The 17,142-nt window shown below is 47.7% G+C and carries 10 protein-coding genes; 2 read left to right on the forward strand and 8 right to left on the reverse strand.

The features are described from left to right. Positions 1-170: 170 nt before the first annotated feature. Positions 171-1,352 carry an RtcB family protein gene (locus QUA77_RS10955; protein ID WP_333450138.1) on the reverse strand — a complete coding sequence of 394 codons (1,182 nt, stop codon included), beginning with the start codon at positions 1,350-1,352 and terminating at the stop codon, positions 171-173. A 383-nt stretch (positions 1,353-1,735) separates the two neighbouring features. Next, the gene (locus tag QUA77_RS10960) at positions 1,736-4,963 is read right to left on the reverse strand and encodes an efflux RND transporter permease subunit (protein WP_333450139.1); all 3,228 of its coding nucleotides are present in this window, start codon (positions 4,961-4,963) and stop codon (positions 1,736-1,738) included. A gap of 184 nt (positions 4,964-5,147) precedes the next feature. Between QUA77_RS10960 and QUA77_RS10965 the strand changes: the two genes are divergently transcribed. Next, complete coding sequence (locus tag QUA77_RS10965) at positions 5,148-5,279, forward strand: hypothetical protein (protein ID WP_333450140.1); 132 nt, start codon at positions 5,148-5,150, stop codon at positions 5,277-5,279. Positions 5,280-5,644: 365 nt separating this feature from the next. Here the strand turns inward: QUA77_RS10965 and QUA77_RS10970 are convergent, their stop codons facing one another. The 4 genes from QUA77_RS10970 to QUA77_RS10985 form a co-directional block, all read right to left on the reverse strand. Next, entirely contained in the window at positions 5,645-6,589 is a 945-nt protein-coding gene (locus QUA77_RS10970) for a GDP-L-fucose synthase (RefSeq protein WP_333450141.1), read from the reverse strand. A gap of 408 nt (positions 6,590-6,997) precedes the next feature. Beyond that, positions 6,998-8,029, reverse strand: a complete 1,032-nt coding sequence (gmd, locus tag QUA77_RS10975; RefSeq protein ID WP_333042705.1) for a GDP-mannose 4,6-dehydratase — start codon at positions 8,027-8,029, stop codon at positions 6,998-7,000. A gap of 455 nt (positions 8,030-8,484) precedes the next feature. Then, on the reverse strand, positions 8,485-9,216 hold the full coding sequence (locus QUA77_RS10980; protein WP_190663127.1) for a sugar transferase: 732 nt from the start codon (positions 9,214-9,216) through the stop codon (positions 8,485-8,487). 243 nt (positions 9,217-9,459) lie between these two features. Beyond that, positions 9,460-10,626: a glycosyltransferase gene (locus QUA77_RS10985; RefSeq protein ID WP_333450142.1), complete on the reverse strand. Its 1,167-nt coding sequence runs from the start codon at positions 10,624-10,626 to the stop codon at positions 9,460-9,462. Positions 10,627-10,925: 299 nt separating this feature from the next. Between QUA77_RS10985 and QUA77_RS10990 the strand changes: the two genes are divergently transcribed. Beyond that, positions 10,926-13,013 carry an iron uptake porin gene (locus tag QUA77_RS10990; protein ID WP_333450143.1) on the forward strand — a complete coding sequence of 696 codons (2,088 nt, stop codon included), beginning with the start codon at positions 10,926-10,928 and terminating at the stop codon, positions 13,011-13,013. Positions 13,014-13,472: 459 nt separating this feature from the next. Here the strand turns inward: QUA77_RS10990 and QUA77_RS10995 are convergent, their stop codons facing one another. Then, complete coding sequence (locus tag QUA77_RS10995; protein ID WP_333450144.1) at positions 13,473-15,272, reverse strand: NFACT RNA binding domain-containing protein; 1,800 nt, start codon at positions 15,270-15,272, stop codon at positions 13,473-13,475. Positions 15,273-15,501: 229 nt separating this feature from the next. Next, complete coding sequence (locus QUA77_RS11000) at positions 15,502-17,079, reverse strand: NAD(P)/FAD-dependent oxidoreductase (protein WP_333450160.1); 1,578 nt, start codon at positions 17,077-17,079, stop codon at positions 15,502-15,504. Between the last annotated feature and the right edge of the window lie 63 nt (positions 17,080-17,142).

Genomic DNA, 17,142 nt, shown 5'->3' on the forward strand with positions numbered 1-17,142 from the left:
CTCCCTGACTGTTTTTTCCCATTGTGCAAGCTGTTATCTTCACTTCAGCCTCAAAAAGATGTCAAAACAGTGATGCGAATCAAACTTGCCTCTCCCAAAATTCCCGACAGTAAAAATTGTCCGCGTGTACGATAGGAAATTTGCTGTGGCGAGCTTCCAAATTCTCACCATCACCCCTTGACGCAAACCACCTGCTTCAAAGTCGCCACAATTTCCACCAAATCCGACTGCTGACTCATCACCTCATCAATCGGCTTATAAGCCCCCGGAATTTCATCTAAAAATTGCTCATCCTTCCGGCACTCAACCCCCTCAGTCTGCCGCACAAAATCATCGAGAGTGAATACATTCTTCGCTTGATTGCGAGACATCAATCGGCCAGCACCGTGACTGCAACTACAGTAACTCTCAGCATTTCCCTTCCCTTTAACAATGAAAGATTTCGCCCCCATCGAACCAGGAATAATCCCGTAATCTTCTACATCCGCGCGCACAGCACCTTTGCGAGTCACATACACATCTTCGCCAAAATGCACCTCTTTTTCCGCGTAATTGTGGTGGCAATTCACCTCTAATAACGGCTTAACAGATTTGCCACCCGCGACGTGCTTTTCCACAATTCGCTTAAACCGATTCATCATCACATCGCGATTAAAACGAGCATAATCTTGCGCCCACTGCAAATCGTGCCAGTAAGCCGCAAACTCCTGCGTACCCGCTACAAAATAAGCCAAATCTTTGTCAGCAAGATTAATTTCTGCCAGTTTAGCTAAATCTTTAGCCGTCTCGATATGCTGCTGTGCGAGCAAATTTCCTATGCCGCGAGAACCGGAATGCAGCATCAGCCAAACAAAGTTTTCACTATCAACGCAAACCTCAATAAAATGATTGCCGCCACCGAGGGAACCCATTTGTTTTAAGGCTTTATTGTTTTGGTGCTGCACACCTTGATGAAGTTCCTTAAACTCGCCCCATCCTTGCCAGTTGGTGACAGTTTTTTCTACTTCCTTGTTTTCCGCAAATCCCACGGGAATTGCGGCTTCGATATCGAAGCGAATTTGTTTAAGTTTACCTTCTAATTTTTCAGCCTTGAATGGCATTTTAATGGCAGCCATCCCGCAACCAATATCAACCCCCACAGCAGCCGGAATAATCGCTTCTTTTGTGGCAATTACTGAACCGACTAAAGCACCTTTGCCTAAATGTACGTCGGGCATTAGGGCGACGTGTTTGAATACAAAGGGCAAAGATGCTACGTTTGCGGTCATCTTGGTTTCTTTTTCGCCCAGGGCGTGATTTGCCCAAGATAATACTGGTTTTGGGGCTGATATGTCTAATTTTTCGTAGGGCATTTTTGTTTAAGTTTGTTTTGCCTGGTTGTTATGTAGTATTATTGTAACATACAAGTTTGGGATGTCAAAAACACTAATTCTTGTAGGGTGTGTCAGTCGGGAATTTCTTTTGGGAGTTATAAAAAGTTTACTGACGCACCTTACCCACTAATTCTTGCGGCGTCAACTTCACATCCAATGCAGTACCGGTATTGTTTGTAAGTCCGACAGTCCGACAGGGAATGAATTCCCTGTCTCATAGCGAAAGTCCTCTGAAAGAGGACTGAAATAGATCGCACTTTCCGTCAAAATCTACAGTCGGTTTTAACCGACTTTTGCTGTGAGGCAGGGGTTTAAACCCCTGCCGGATTGCGTCGAAGTCCATAAAAAGCTGACACTACATTTTACAAATTCGGAGTCTTTCTCGCCGTTTTCTGCAGCGGAATAGCCACCGCCTGCGGCTTCTTCTTCGCTGCAAACATCCCAAAGAAGTCGTGCAGCAAAATATAGAAGCAGGGAATAATAAACAGCGTCAGCAAAGTTGCCAGCGACAAACCAGAAAATACCACAACCCCTAAAGGTTGTAAGAATTCCGAACCCTCTCCAATACCCAAAGCTAGGGGAAACAAACCCAAAACTGTAGTAATAGTTGTCATCAAAATCGGCCGCAAGCGCTGAGGTGCCGCCCTGAGAATTGCCGTTGTGCGATCGACTCCTTCATCTTCCAGAATTTGGTTCGCCAACTCGATCATAATGATGCCGTTATTCACCACAATTCCCACTAGCAAAATTGCACCGATCATCACCGTCGCACCGATCGCAGTTTTGGTCACATAAAGCCCGAATACTCCCGCCGCCAACGCCAGCGGCACTGTCAGCAAAATCACCAGCGGGTCAACCAAAGAATTGTACTGCACCGCCATCGCTACAAACACTAAAAAAGTCGCCAACCCTCCCAAAAGCTTGAGAGAAGTTTGCAATTGCTCATTAGTTTCAGCAGCCGCACTCGGCACAATTCTTACTCCTCGCGGCAACTTGAGTTCTGATAAAACTGCATCGACTTGCTGGACAGCATCGCCGAGACTTGCACCCTTATTCAAGTTTCCGACAACTAAGAAAACTTGCCGCTGATTGAGACGCTGAATTTCTGCCGGCGCTTTGCCGAGAATAATATTTGCCACGTCGCTTAAACGGATGATGCTGTTATTGCTGCCAGATAATGGAATTTGTCCGAGTTGAGCAATAGATTTGACAGAAGTGCGATCGAACTGCACCCGCACATCTATTAATCGGTTTCCCCGCTGCAACTGAGTGGGAACAGCACCTTCAATTGCTGTCTGAATTGTCTCCCCAATATCTTGGGCTGTCAGCCCGTACACAGCCGCCCTTTCCCAGTCTGGACGAATTTGTACCTCTGACTGCGGCGGGTCTGCCTCCGGCCGAAACCGGGCTAATTTTACCTTCTCATCTAATGCTTTTAATATCTGACTGCCTGCTTCCTGCAATGATTCTTCAGTGTCCCCCTGAACCACGACATCAATTTCGCCACCTCGCACTGGAGAATTAGTTAAAACTAAACCCCTAATCGATTCTGGAACTAGCCGCAGACGAGTTCCTTTAGGAAGGTCAATTTTTTTCAATTCCTCAGTCATTCTTTCTGTAAAATCGGTGGTATTGGTACCAGATTTGAGCGTAATTGTGCTGCTTCCCCGGAGCAAATTTTCAACCGTATTGTTGCCGAACAGCAGCCCTCCCGCTGTCGTTAAAGTGTACTCTGTTTCTGGCTGTTCTAGTAGAATTTTATCGACAGCAGCAATCACTTTTTGATTTGTTTCCAAGTTAGTACCCGGAGGAAATGAAGCAAATAATCTGGCTTGGCTTGTATTAACTCTTGGCAAAATTTCTTGGGGAATTTGTCCCACCATCACCCAAGTGCCGCCACCTAAAATTACAAAAGCGAGGGCAATGATAATTAACCGCAAACCCAGCACTTTTGACAGCATTGAACCGTAGGCTCGCGTGCCGTTTTCAAAACCGCGGTTGAAATGTTTTATCGGCCCGAACTGACTGATACCGCTGGAATAAGACATTCCCATCAAGCGAGAAGTCAGCATCGGCACTACCGTTAAAGCTACTAGCAGAGACGCTGCTACTGCAAAGCTAATTGTCAAAATCAATTCGTTAAATAGCAGCGAAAAGAAGCCACCGATCAGCAAAAATGGCAGCACTGATACTAAGTTTGCCGCTGTAGAGGCAACCATTGCTGATTCTACTTCTTCACTCCGCTCTACCGACTCTTCTATCGTGCGTTCTTTTCGATCTTTTATGTTGCCTTTTTTCAGATGAGGGTTGCTGTCTAGACCGACTACAATATTTTCTAAAATAACTACGCTGGTATCGATCGCCTGACCGATTCCTAGCGCTAAACCGCCTAAACTAAATAAATTCAGCGACATACCGAACAGCCGCATTAAAATAATGGCTGCTAGAGTACACAGAGGAATAGTCAGAGAGATAATCAGGGTTTGTCTCAGGGAGCCTAAAAAGAACAAAACTGCGATCGCAGCCAGCACTGCCCCTGAAACCCCCGCATTCGCCACATCGGCTAAGGAATTGCGGATAAATCTGGATTCATCTAAGGTAGTAACTACGGTCATGTCCGCCGAAATTAAGCCCGACTCCTGCATTTCTTTGATGCGATTTTTCACTCCGTCTACAACAGTAATCGTGTTGGCGTCCGGCTGTTTCAAGATGCTAATTTTAACGGCAGGTTTTTGATTGAGAAAAACTTTTACTCGCTGTTCTTCCGTTCCGTCATTGACTTGGGCAAAATCGCGCAGGTAAACTCGTTTTGGCGGGTTGGAACCGGATACTTGAAAGGAAAGATTGGCGATTTCAGAAGCTGTTTTAAAGCGACCGATTGTGCGCGTCAGCGGTTCGTTAGATTCTTGCCGCAGCCGGCCACCGGAAGTGTCTAAATTGCGATCGCGCAAAGCATTAAAAACGTCGTTAAGATTAACTCCTAAACTTTGCAGCCGGTTCAGGTCAATATTAACTTGAATTTCTTCTTGAACCCCGCCGGAAACGTCAACGGAAGCTACTCCGGGAATAACGTTAATTTCCCTGGCTAATTCTTCATCGGCAAATACCCGCAAATCTACCCCTTGTCGCGAGTCTGAAGTCAGGGCAAATTCGTAAACCGGCTGTTGAGAAGGGTCAAATTTAAACAGATTTGGCGATTCAACCGTATCGGGAAGTCGGTTGCGAATGCGGTTGACGGAGGCTGTAGCGTCATTAAGAGCCTGGTCAATATCGCCGCCCGGTCTGAAGAATAAATCGACGCTGACTTGTCCTTCGCGGGTGCGGGAAAAAACTTGCGTGACTCCTTCTGTTGCGGAAAGTCCTTGTTCGAGGGGGCGAGTAATTTCGTCAACTGCAACTTCTGGCGAGACTCCGGGGGCGTCTAAGCGCACGCTGATGCGGGGATAGGTGATGGAGGGCAGCAAGTCAACGGGCAGTTGGGTGATGTAGAAAATGCCCACGACTATAATCGCAAGTGTCAGCATGAGGGTGCCGATGTGGCGGCGAATCGCGGTCGCGCTAATGCTGAATCCGGGTTTGTCGGCTGTCATTTGATTTTAGATTTTAGATTTTAGATTAAAGAATTGGAAAGTTTACACCGTCACTCAGCCTGCAAAGGAATGAATCGCGGGGCTAGTGACCAAATTGTTTTCGGTCAGGCTTGATTTTGTATAGGGAGTGAGAGAGTATTTACGCTCCGCACCTGACAAGTAGTATAATAAATTTTAATAAATTGTGAAAAATGTTTTTTTGAATATTCCTTTAGAGGTAGTCGATCGCCCAAAACGCAGATTGACAGAAATTGCGAGCGGCTTTTTTATCGATCGAAAGCAATTGCGATTTACCGCTATCGTGGGGGTGGGTTGACTATATTGTTGGTCTTACCCACAGATGGTTTGTAAAACCCGCCCCTCCATTCTTATTCGGCGTTGCGGATTTACGGTATGGAAAGCTAAATATGCCGGATATTCCGTACTTCGTGTGCTCATTTATCTGAAATTAATAGCCTAAATTTTTACACAGCAAGGTTTTCCAGTCTTACTTTAGTTAATTTGGAGCCATTTTTTCCTTCGATTCATACATAGCTTTAGTTTTCACTACTTAAACTAATCGTTTGGCACACTAAGTAAGGAAGAGCCAGCTTTACTAACAAGTTCTTTCTACTGATTTACTGCCATTCACCACCTTTCCTAAAAAAACCCGGTTTCAGGAAGAAACCGGGTTTTTCACACTTAAACTGCGTGTTTTCGATACCACTCAATCGTATTTTTCAACCCTTCCTTAAACTTCACCTCCGCCACAAAACCAAACTTTTCCTTAGCCCTTTGGGTATCCAAACAGCGGCGCGGCTGACCGTTCGGCTTGTCTGTTTCCCAAACAATTTCTCCCTCAAATCCCATCAATTCGCAAATCGTTTCCACTAAATCGCGAATTTTAACTTCGCTATTCGTTCCCAAGTTAACCGGGTCAGATTCACTGTAATCTTGCGTTGCCATCACAATTCCTCGGGCGGCATCTGTGGAATACAAAAACTCGCGGCTAGGGCTGCCGTCGCCCCAAACGGGCAGTGTTTTGTCTCCCCTTTCTTGCGCTTCGTAGACTTTGCGAATTAATGCGGGGATGACGTGGGAACTTTTCGGGTCAAAGTTATCTTCTGGGCCGTACAGATTTACTGGTAGCAAGTAGATACCGTTGAATCCGTACTGCTGGCGGTAGGATTGCAGTTGCACTAATAAGGCTTTTTTTGCTACTCCGTAAGGTGCATTAGTTACCTCTGGATAGCCGTTCCACAGGTCGTCTTCTTTGAAAGGAACTGGGGTTAAATTGGGATAAGCGCAAATAGTGCCTACGCAGACAAATTTTTCGACTCCTGCTTCGTAGGCGGCGTGGATTAGTTGCGCGCCCATCATCAAATTATCGTAAAATAATTCAGCGGGTTTGACTAGGTTTAAGCCGATGCCGCCGACGTGGGCGGCGAGGTGAATGATAATATCTTGTTTGTCTGCGGCGCGCTTGCAGTTTTCCATAACGCGGAGGTCGCAGTCGCGCGATCGAGTTACCGAAATTTTATCAGCATCTGCCCCTGCTTTCACTAGCTGGTCGATTACCTGACGGCCCAAGAAACCGGCGCCGCCCGTGACTAGAATGCGTTTGCTGCTTAAATCCAAGCTTGTCATAATTTTAGCCTCGGGATTTTGAATAAAGGTCGATCGACAATTTCAATTCTAAAATTGTTGCTTTAGCAAAAAAAGCTTTCAGCTACAGGATGAGGTTGCCCACACATTTGTTTTAGCTGCGGTAGATAGGGACAATTTGCGCCGTGCACACCCGAAAGTTAGATATAGGGGTCGCGACTCCCCAACAATCATTTTAATGTTTTTTTTAGCCCGCACAGCCGAAAATTTTGCGAGCAATTAAGCTGGTTCTTTGAATGCCGATCGCCCTACGCTAATAGCTGTAACAACCCTCTCATCTGTTGTGAAGTGTGTGCAGGGGCAATCCTCCGGTGCACGCCTTTCGCCAAAGGGGTAGACACGGGGCCCTACCCCTACAAATTGTTCGCATTGACGGCTTGGTTTAGCGACTTAATCAAATCCGTTGCCCGAACCTCGACCTTGCTGGTCTAAAGCTTTCATGTCAGCATCTACCATTAAATGTACTAACTCCTGAAAAGTTACAGAAGGTTCCCAATTTAATTGCTGGCGCGCCTTAGTCGAATCGCCAATCAAAAGTTCGACTTCGGCCGGCCGCAAGTAGCGTTCGTCAAACTCTACATATTTTTGCCAATCTAAATTGACGTAAGTAAAAGCCAAATCGAGAAATTCCTTAATAGAATGAGTCTCGTTGGTAGCAATGACATAATCGTCAGGCTTGTCTTGTTGCAGCATCAGCCACATCGCCCGCACGTAGTCTTTAGCATAGCCCCAGTCTCGCTTAGAATCGAGATTGCCCAAGTAAATCTTTTTCTGCTTGCCGGCGACTATTCTGGCAACGGCGCGAGTAATTTTGCGAGTTACAAAAGTTTCGCCACGGCGGGGAGATTCGTGATTGAACAAAATGCCGTTGCAGGCAAAAAGTCCGTAAGATTCGCGATAATTTACTGTTTGCCAGTGCCCGTAAACTTTAGCGCAGGCGTAAGGGCTTCTGGGATAAAAAGGAGTTGTTTCCTTCTGCGGAACTTCCTGTACCAAACCAAACATTTCCGAAGAACCTGCTTGATAGAACCGCACTTCTATGCCGGTGCGGTGCTGATAGTCCCGAATTGCTTCTAGCAGCCGCAATACTCCCATCCCTACTGTGTCAACCGTATATTCCGGCGAGTCAAAACTGACTCGAACGTGAGATTGAGCGCCTAAGTTATAAATTTCTACCGGCTGAACTTCTTCCAATATCCGGCGGAGAGTGGTGCCGTCCGTCAAGTCGCCGTAGTGTAGAAACAGGCGCGCACCCTCGCTGTGAGGATCGACATAGATGTGGTCAATTCGATCGGTATTGAAACTAGAACTGCGCCGGATAATGCCGTGAACTTCATATCCTTTCTCTAACAGTAATTCGCTCAAGTAGGAGCCGTCTTGACCTGTAATACCTGTTATTAGCGCTCGCTTACGTTGCGTCATCTGATTTTCCTTTGACAGGCTGTGTTAATTCACAATAAATTTTTTGGCAGAGGCTGTTGCTCCCTGCCGGCCGTATTCTCAAACTCTACGTTAACTGCTTTATAAAACTTACTCAAACTTAACTTTAGTTACCTAAAGCCAGTTGAAGTTTACTTCCTACGCTGTTGGGTAGTGGGCTATCCCAAGATAAGTAGGCTATCCCCCTTAAGCCAAAGGTTATAGAGTTAAGTTTAACACCTAAACCTAAAGTAGTCTATCTAGAAGAACTGATCTTTCTAGATGAATAAGAGGTAGGTTTATTTAAGTATTTGCCCCTTTAGTTAAGCTCACAATTCTTCGATGGCATCCAGGAACTGTTTAGTTTTGACAAAGAGTTTGTCGCTGATTGTCAGTAGTCAGCATCAGTGGTCAGTAACAAATAAAACTAACTACCGATTGCTGACTGCGGACAAAAATTAATATGCGCCGTTATTTTTGGGAAAAATCACAACTCCAATTGTTTTGAAAACAATCCACATATCCATCCAAAGGTTTTTGTCATTTGCGTAATAGAGGTCGATTTGGACTCGGCGGGGATAGGGAATGTCGTTGCGACCGGACACTTGCCACAAGCCTGTAATTCCAGGCCTTATGGTGAGAATTTTGTTGATATGACGGCCGTATCTCGGCAGTTCTTCTTCAACTAAAGGTCTGGGTCCGACGACGCTCATATCTCCTTTTAAAACATTCCAAAACTGGGGAAACTCGTCTAAACTGGTCATTCGTAAAAATCTTCCAATCCAGGTAATTCGAGGGTCTTGTTTCAGCTTGAAATTGTCCTCAAACTCTTGACGCAAATGCGGAGAATTTTCCATGATTTCCAGCAATATATCGTCCGCATTTTCCACCATCGTTCTGAATTTAAGGCAATAAAACCTTTTACGGTTTTTGCCTACTCGTTCCTGTACGTAAAAAATAGGACCGGGCGAGCTTAAGGCGATTAAGAAAGCCAAAAGCAGGTAAACCGGAGCAAACAGGATCAGAACCGATAAGGAAAACAGGATGTCAAATAACCGCTTGAAAAGTTCTCCGTCGAGGCTCTGTAGAGAACGACTTATGCGTCTATCTCCTTGCAGGACAGACCCAAAACCGCGTCTTGCGATCGCTCGAATTACCTTGCCGGAGATTAGTTGGCTGTCGGCAGTCATCTTACTCCTTCACTTCACACCACACACAGTCCTGATCATAAAGCCTCAAGACGCTTTGTTCTCTCAATTATGTTTCCAATACTCAATTTTCTGCCTTCTGAAGGCTTCAAAAGGCAGAAGGAAGAAGGAAGAGGGCTTCTGGTGGCAGAAGGAAAAAGGCACAAGGCACTTATGCAGAGGTCTTCTGAAGGCACTTATACAAAGGCAGAAGGAAGATTGTCCCGCTATCGGGTTCTGGCACTCTCAAGCCCCAAACTCGGTAAAATCACGGGAGTGAAATTCCTGATAGCAGCGTTCCACAAAAGCTAGATAGCGCTGCCCAAAAACTTCGGGGGCAAACTGTTCAGCGCGCAACCTGCAGATTTCTGGCCGAAATTTGCCTTGCAACTGTTCAAATTCCTTGACAGCTTCGACTAATGCTGCTGCGGTTTGGGAGGAAAAAAATAAACCAGTCCCTGTCTCTGGGTGTTGGCGAATGTCGAGCACTGTCTCCAAAGCGCCCCCTGCTGCATAGGAAATTACTGGTGTTCCGCAAGCTTGAGCCTCTACCAAAGCTATGCCAAAATCTTCGCAAGCTGCATATACAAAGGCTTTCGCCTCGGCCATGTACTTTTCCACTATCGAAGCGGGCTGCCAGCCGAGCACTTGCACGTTGGGTTTGGCGATTTGCCGAATCATTTCTAATTCTGGCCCGGTGCCGATGACAATTAGAGTATGCCCGAGTTGATTGAATGCTTGGACGATCGCACTTACGTTTTTGTAACTTACCAACCGACAAACTGTGACGTAAAAGTCTTGTTTTTGCCGCATCAAGGAAAATCGCTGGATATTTACCGGGGGATAAATCACCTCGGCCCGCCGCCGATAGCAGCGCCAAATTCGGCGCGCAGTGTGTTGAGAGTTAGCGATGAAATAATCAACGCGATTGGCGGAAATTACGTCCCACTGTCGCAGTCGATGCAACAAATATCGCGTCAGCAGCCCCGGGATGCCCCGTCCGGCTTTGCTGCTACGCAAATAGTCAAAAGTTAAGTCCCAAGCGTAGCGCATGGGAGTGTGGCAGTAGCAGACGTGCAGTTGCTGGGGACTGGTGAGGATGCCTTTGGCGACGGCGTGGGAGGATGAGAGGAGGATGTCGTATTCTCGCAGATCTAGTTGTTCGATCGCCAAAGGCAGAAATGGCAAATATTTTTGGACGCCGCTGCGGGCCTTGGGAAAGTGCTGCAAAAATGTTGTGCCAATCTGTCGCCCGAAAAGATAGCTTTCGGGATTGGCTGATTCAAAGTCGATGAGGGCATAGACATCTGCCTCGTCTACGTGTTTGAGAATTTCCTGTACTACGAGTTCTGAACCGCCAGTAGCTAAGGGCGTCAACCATTCGTGAACTAGGGCGTATTTGAGTTTTTTCACTTGTATTTGTAGCCGATCAAACGATTTGTTAGCGCCAGTGCTGTCAATATTAGTCTTACTGAGGGATAACTTACGCAATATCCAGCCATCAACCAGGTTTCTATGTAGGTATTTAGCTCAAACCAAGGATTTTGGGAATAAACGGAGTTTTTGTCAAATCAACCACAGCCAAACTGCTCTCTCCGGCAGTGATTTCCCCGATAGTTGACAATAAATACTATTAGGCTCAATACTGAAGGTGATTTGCTGACGCCTAAATCTTTGGAACGGGCGATCGGCTCAATGTGGTGTGAGGAAAAATGTCCAAATTTTTGTGGAAGGGACTTTTAGTTAGTCCCGCTGTATTGGCAGCAAGTTTATTAGTATCTTCGACAGCCCTAGCCGCAGAGCAACCTCTAGAAATTGGCGCTGCAGGTCCAGCTAATCTGCAATTAGCAGGTGCTGCAACCGAGGCAGCCAAGTCTGAGACAGCAAAGCCTGAGACAGCCGAACCAGCGTCACTAGCTAGCAAATCAACTGTTGAAACTATTGAGAAAGAAAGTGCGAGCCTCTACGAGGGCTTCACTAACGATGCGATCGCCCCAGTTGCCGAACAAGCAAAAGCACCGGAAGTTGCAGCAACAGATTTAGGCGAAACCAAACCCGCAGTAGCGCCCGCAAATTTAAGTCCCGAACAACCTGTCGCGGAGCAAATCCCCGCAGTAGCGCCCGCAAACTTAAGCGAAACGCAACCCCCCGCACCACTGGCTAATTTAAACGGAGAAAAACCCGCCGCACAGCCCGATCAGATTTCGCAATCCACTGATTCAAGTGCCCAACCTCAACCACAGTCTAATGTTTTAGAACAAATCAACCAATACAGCACAGAAGGCAGTAGCACCGAAGATGCTGCCGGCCAAGTAACATCTGTGTCACAACTTTCCGACGTTCGGCCAACCGATTGGGCGTTCCAAGCTTTGCAGTCTCTAGTAGAGCGCTACGGGTGCATAGCTGGCTATCCTGACGGCACTTTTCGTGGCAACCGGGCGATGACTCGCTACGAGTTTGCAGCGGGTTTAAATGCGTGTTTGGATAAAGTTACCGAGCTAATTCAAGGCGGTTCCAGAAATCTGGCGACGCGAGAAGATTTGGCTTCTGTGCAAAGGTTGCAAGAAGAATTTGCGGCGGAATTGGCAACTTTGCGCGGCCGCGTCGATGCTTTGGAAGCGCGTACCTCTGAATTAGAAGCAAATCAGTTTTCGACTACGACTAAACTCAACGGCGAAGTGATATTTGGTTTGGCGGGTATCGCCAGGGGAGATGATGCCGAGGGCCGCGAAGCTGATAAAACCACGGCTTTTGGCAGCAGGGTTCGGATCAATTTCGATACGAGTTTCTCTGGAGAAGATTTGCTGAGAACTCGATTGCAAGTTTTAAATTTGGGTTCGTTTTCTACTAATAATACGAAAACCGCTGAAGGGGAATTGCGGTTTAATGCCGGGCCTTTTGCCGAGGCTAGCAATACGGTAGGTTTAGATGCGCTGCTTTACCAATTCCCTATCGGCAAAAGCACTACTGTAATTCTCGAAGCTAATGCTGGCGCTGCTGATGATTTTGTTAACACTGTCAACCCTTACTTTGACGGAGACGGCAGCTACGGCGCTCTTTCTAACTTCGGTACTCGCAACCCAATTTACTATTTGATTGGCGGTTCTGGCATCGCTATGCGGCATCAGTTTGGGGAAAAACTCGAACTGAGTTTGGGATATATGGCTGGCAATGCTGCGGACCCGACGCGAGGAAATGGTTTGTTTAACGGCTCTTACGGCGGTTTGGCTCAGTTGACTTTTACACCGAGCGACAGCATTGCTTTAGGTTTAACTTACGTTAATTCCTACAACGTCGTTACCGGTACCGGCAGCAATGCTTCTAATTTCCCGGTGCGTCTCGCTTCCTTCGGGCTCGACAGCGATAGCAATATGCCAGTTTCTAGCAATTCCTACGGGGCGCAAGCTTCGTGGCAGTTGAACCGGAGATTTGCAATTGGCGGTTGGGCGGGTTACACCAACCAGCGCATTTTATCCAACTTGGCTACTCCTACGGGTTCTGTGCAGCGGGGAGATCAAAAAATCTGGAACTGGGCGGTTACTTTGGCTTTTCCCGATTTGTTGAAAGAAGGAAATGTGGCGGGGATTGTGGTAGGTATGGAGCCGCGGGTGACGAGTTCTACTAATCGGACTTTGCCGGAAGATAAGGATACTTCGCTGCACGTTGAAGGTTTTTATCAGTTTAAGTTGAGCGATAATATTGCTATCACTCCCGGTCTGATTTGGCTGACTGCTCCTGACCACAATAAGAATAATTCTGATTTGGTGATTGGGGTGGTCAGAACGACGTTTACTTTCTAGGAGCAGCCCACACCAATTTTAGATTTTAGATTGGCGGTTTTAATCTAAAATCTAAAATGGCCAATCTAAAATTGTCCGAGCTTGGGTTTGATGTTTAAACAAAAACGACCAGCTTTAGCAAAAGCTGGTCTGCACAAATAGTTAAATCCGTTGTGTTCCCACAGTGTTGTTCTCACAGTGAGGAAACCCAAGTTGCACGTTTATTTGCAGCGGGTTCTCAAAGAAATATCATCTCTCTTAAGTGGTACTATAACAACAAAATTTAATTTTGTGTAATAAAACTTTACATTACAGACGCATTTTAATTTTTAGGACGATCGCACTCCTGGTCACTTTGTATAATCAAGCCTGGGTTCAAAAACCCGGTTCCTGCGTAGGTTTATCGGTTGCAAACCGGTTATTTTGGGTAAAAACGAGGTTTCGAGTGGCGATCGACCATTCTCGCTCACTTTGTATAAATTAAGCAGGAGCTTGCTGCGGTCTACCCCAGACAATTCGCTCCTGCTTGTATACAACCATACCAGGTTTAGCACCTTTCGGCTTGTATACATATTTCGGTTCTGTATAAACCACGGGGACTTGTTCGCTGTGGCGGGCGCGACTGTAGTAAGCAGTCATGTCGGCGGCAAATTGCAAATCGGTTTCTTCAGCCACAGTACCGGGTTTGAGACGCAGCAAAGCGTGGCTTCCGGGAATCTCTAAGGTGTGGAACCACAAGTCGTAGTCGTTGGCGGTGCGAAAAGTGAGTTGGTCGTTTTGGCGGTTGTTGCGCCCGATTAATAATTCAAAGCCGCTGGGGGTTTGGTAGCGGTGAAATTCGATCGCAGCATTTTTGTCGGTACTGCGGTAGTCTGGTACGTCTAGATATTTTTGCTGGATCAGTTCTTCGCGGATTTCGGCGAGGGTTTGCAAATCTTGGGTGTTGCGGTAGGTTTCCAATACTGAAAGTGCGACTTCAACTTGTTCTAAATAGTCGATTTCTTCCTGTACGGCGGCTAACAAAGGTTCTACTGCAATGCGGGCTCTTTTAAGTTTTTGGTGTTTTTTGTAGAGGGCTTGAGCGTTTTGAACGGCGTTTTTTTCCGGGTTTAGGGCAATGATAACTGGTTTCTCGGTTTCAAAGTCGGGGAGAGAAATCGATTTCATTCCCGGTTCCCAATGCTGCAAATTTGCCATCAGCAAATCTGCTTGGGATTTGTGGGTGTCGGCGTCTGCTGATTGCTGCAAGCGTTCTTTAAATGTGTTGGCTTTGAGGCGCAGTTTGGCTAGGACGTTGTTGAGTTTTTGGGTAAGCTGATGCCGCAGTTGGGCGAATACTTCTTGATTGATTTCGCCTGTGTAGTAGCTGTTAAGTAATTCTTGAACGGAAGAAGGAAGTTCGGCAACGGATTCTGTAACGGATTTAACGGATGTCAGGAAGGAAGAATCAGAGGGCGGGCACGACACCGCCCCTACATTTTCTGGTGCGGGCCAATCGATTACGGTGTAGCCTTCGGGGGTAAAACTCGGGTGAAATTTAGAGTTTTCTAGGCATTGCAGCCAGTATAGCCAGCGCTGGAATAGTTGCTGCCATTGGTCGGGATTGAGGCTGTCGGTGGATTGTTCGGGGTCTAAGGAAGCCGATCGAATCATTGACAAAACTAAGGCTTTACTCATCCCTCGGTAATTCTTCAACATATTGCCCTTTAATTGCCCAGGAACCAGGCTAATTCGTGATTGCCAGCGGTTTTGAGATTCGCTCAGACTCGGCACTGCATCGGTCAAAGACGGGGGCATTTCGTAGGGTTGCCCGGTTTGGATTGGACGGACGGTGGACTGTTTGGCGCTGACTTGGTGGGCGCAGGTGACAACGAGGTTGTCTTGGGCGGTGAGGATGACGTTGCTGTACTTGCCCATGATTTCGGCGTAGAGATGCCAGAGGGCAGGTTCTCCGGGGCGTTTGGCGAATTGCAAGTCGATGACTCTTTCCCAGGATGAAACAGGGGCGATGGAAACTAAGGCTAAACCGCTGAGTTGGTGCCGCAGTTGTTCGCTGAAGGTGAAGGTGTCGGGAATGCGGGGCGGGGGGTCGCCGACGCAGATGCGGGCAGCCACAGGATGCCAGGAAAGGTCAATCCAGCCGCGCCCTTTCATGGTGCGGAGGGCCAGGGACACGGTGAAGCGATCGCGCTGGTAGACTTGTTCTAAGCGCGCTGGCAGCCATTGGGCTCGCAGTTCGCTGCAAGTGGCGGTTAAAGTTGTAAAGTCTACGGGTTGCACGGTATTCTCAGGGCGATCGAACTATCTATTTCTATGCTGACAGATATCGGTCACATTTTACTAACTCTATAGAATTATTGTTTACTTTTGCTTGGCGTCCTTCGCTAGGAAAGCTCTTCCATAATTCCGTTAACAAATAACAAATAACTAATAGACATCTCCTAAAAAGCAGGTTTTGAACAGCCACGGTGCCTGTTCCACAATAATTATGGGAGATGTTTAATAACAACTAACTAAGAACTTCTCGAATCAATTCCAAATGTTTGTACAAAGGTGCGATCGTATTGGCGGCGATCGCACCGCTAGCAGCAACCGCGGGCAAACCAATTCCCGGAAATGTCGAATCTCCGCAGCAAAACAGCCCCGCTAAAGGTGTTCTCGGCCCGGGAAACAAGCCACTACCCGCCCGAATTCCGGGCCCGTAGGAACCGCGATGGCGGCGCAAAAACCGTTCGTGGGTGAGGGGTGTCCCAACTAAGGTGACTTCGGCGCGCGATCGAATATCGGGGATAATTCTCTCTAAGGCTTCCCACATTACCTCGGCGCGCGCTTGTTTTTGCAGCTTGTACCCTTGGCTGGTGCGATTCCCTACGGGATAGCTTCGCTTCACGAGCTTTTGCCACAAATCGTAAGGCTCGTTTCCGGGGGTATATGCGTGAATGACGTGCTTTCCCGGAGGCGCGAGGTGGGGGTCGAGGAGGGAGGGAATCGAGACGAGAACGACGTTCTGAGGGGCTGTAACGCCCATTTCCCAGTCTTTCACGAAGATGTAGTGACAAGCCAAGTCCGATCGCACTCCGGCTGCATCAATTCCCAGATGCAGGTGCATGAAGCTGTCGCACTCGGGCGTCGCCTGCCGCTGTTGCCGAAACCTTTGCGGGACAGAGGTTTCAGGCAACAGTTTCAGCGTATCCCAAACGGAAGCGTTGGAGACGACGGCTTTGTGCGATCGAATAATTTTGCCCGATCGCAGCCGCACGCCGGCAGCCCGGTTGTTTTCGACCAAAACTTCTGCAACGTGGGAATTTAGCAGCAACTGCCCTCCGTGGCGCTCTAAACCGCGTACCAGGGCATTTACCAAAGCTGCACTACCGCCGATCGGATAGTCCAAAACTGCATTCGGGCGATACCAGTCGGCGAACATGAAAGCGACTTCGGCTGCGATCGTTCCGTCGGCGGGAAGTCCAGACAGCAGGAAACACAACAAATTCAGCCAATTTCGGACAAACGGATCTTTGACATTTTTGTCCATTATTTTGCTGAAAGGGCCTGCAAGTGCGATCGCGTCGCCAGCACTTTGCAGGAAAGCCGGCGCAAATTGACCGAGGGTAAAAATACTGCCCAAATCGAAGCGCAAAGCGAGGGAGGGCAAGGCTGTGGCAGCTTTGGCGTAGGGCTCCATGATGCGCTGGAGTTGCCGCCATTCGGCGACTGCTGCCGCGCCGCGCAGTTGTGCGAGCACTTCGGCAAATTGACTCGCACCGACGGATGTGTCGAAATCGCCTTCTGGCAAACAGCAACCCCAGGTATCGTAGGTGATGCAGGGGAGTTTTTCGCCGATCGCATCCAAAACTTGCCGCAGGGGATTCGCAGACGGGCTGTAGGATAATCCTGAGTACAGCGAGGGCCCGGAGTCGAAGCTAAATCCGTCGCGTTCAAAACCGTGTGCAGCCCCGCCCGCGATCGAATGGCTTTCGCAAACTACAACGTCAAAGCCATAGCGGGCGAGCATTGCAGCGCAAGTCAATCCGCCTATCCCGCTGCCGATGACGATGATTTCTGTGTCTGTGGGGGCGATCGCAACCATGTTTTTCTCCGCTACATCAGCTAATATTATCTCTGTTACCAACAATAAAACTGGTTTGTATAT

The organism is Microcoleus sp. K5-D4, from assembly GCF_036704575.1.
Classification (GTDB): domain Bacteria; phylum Cyanobacteriota; class Cyanobacteriia; order Cyanobacteriales; family Microcoleaceae; genus Microcoleus.

What these genes read in the sequence shown, in the direction of transcription:
- QUA77_RS10955 (WP_333450138.1), bottom strand. Translation starts at nt 1,352, where the DNA reads ATGCCCTACGAAAAATTAGACATATCAGCCCCAAAACCAGTATTATCT.
- QUA77_RS10960 (WP_333450139.1), bottom strand. Translation starts at nt 4,963, where the DNA reads ATGACAGCCGACAAACCCGGATTCAGCATTAGCGCGACCGCGATTCGC.
- QUA77_RS10970 (WP_333450141.1), bottom strand. Translation starts at nt 6,589, where the DNA reads ATGACAAGCTTGGATTTAAGCAGCAAACGCATTCTAGTCACGGGCGGC.
- gmd (WP_333042705.1), bottom strand. Translation starts at nt 8,029, where the DNA reads ATGACGCAACGTAAGCGAGCGCTAATAACAGGTATTACAGGTCAAGAC.
- QUA77_RS10980 (WP_190663127.1), bottom strand. Translation starts at nt 9,216, where the DNA reads ATGACTGCCGACAGCCAACTAATCTCCGGCAAGGTAATTCGAGCGATC.
- QUA77_RS10990 (WP_333450143.1), top strand. Translation starts at nt 10,926, where the DNA reads ATGTCCAAATTTTTGTGGAAGGGACTTTTAGTTAGTCCCGCTGTATTG.
- QUA77_RS11000 (WP_333450160.1), bottom strand. Translation starts at nt 17,079, where the DNA reads ATGGTTGCGATCGCCCCCACAGACACAGAAATCATCGTCATCGGCAGC.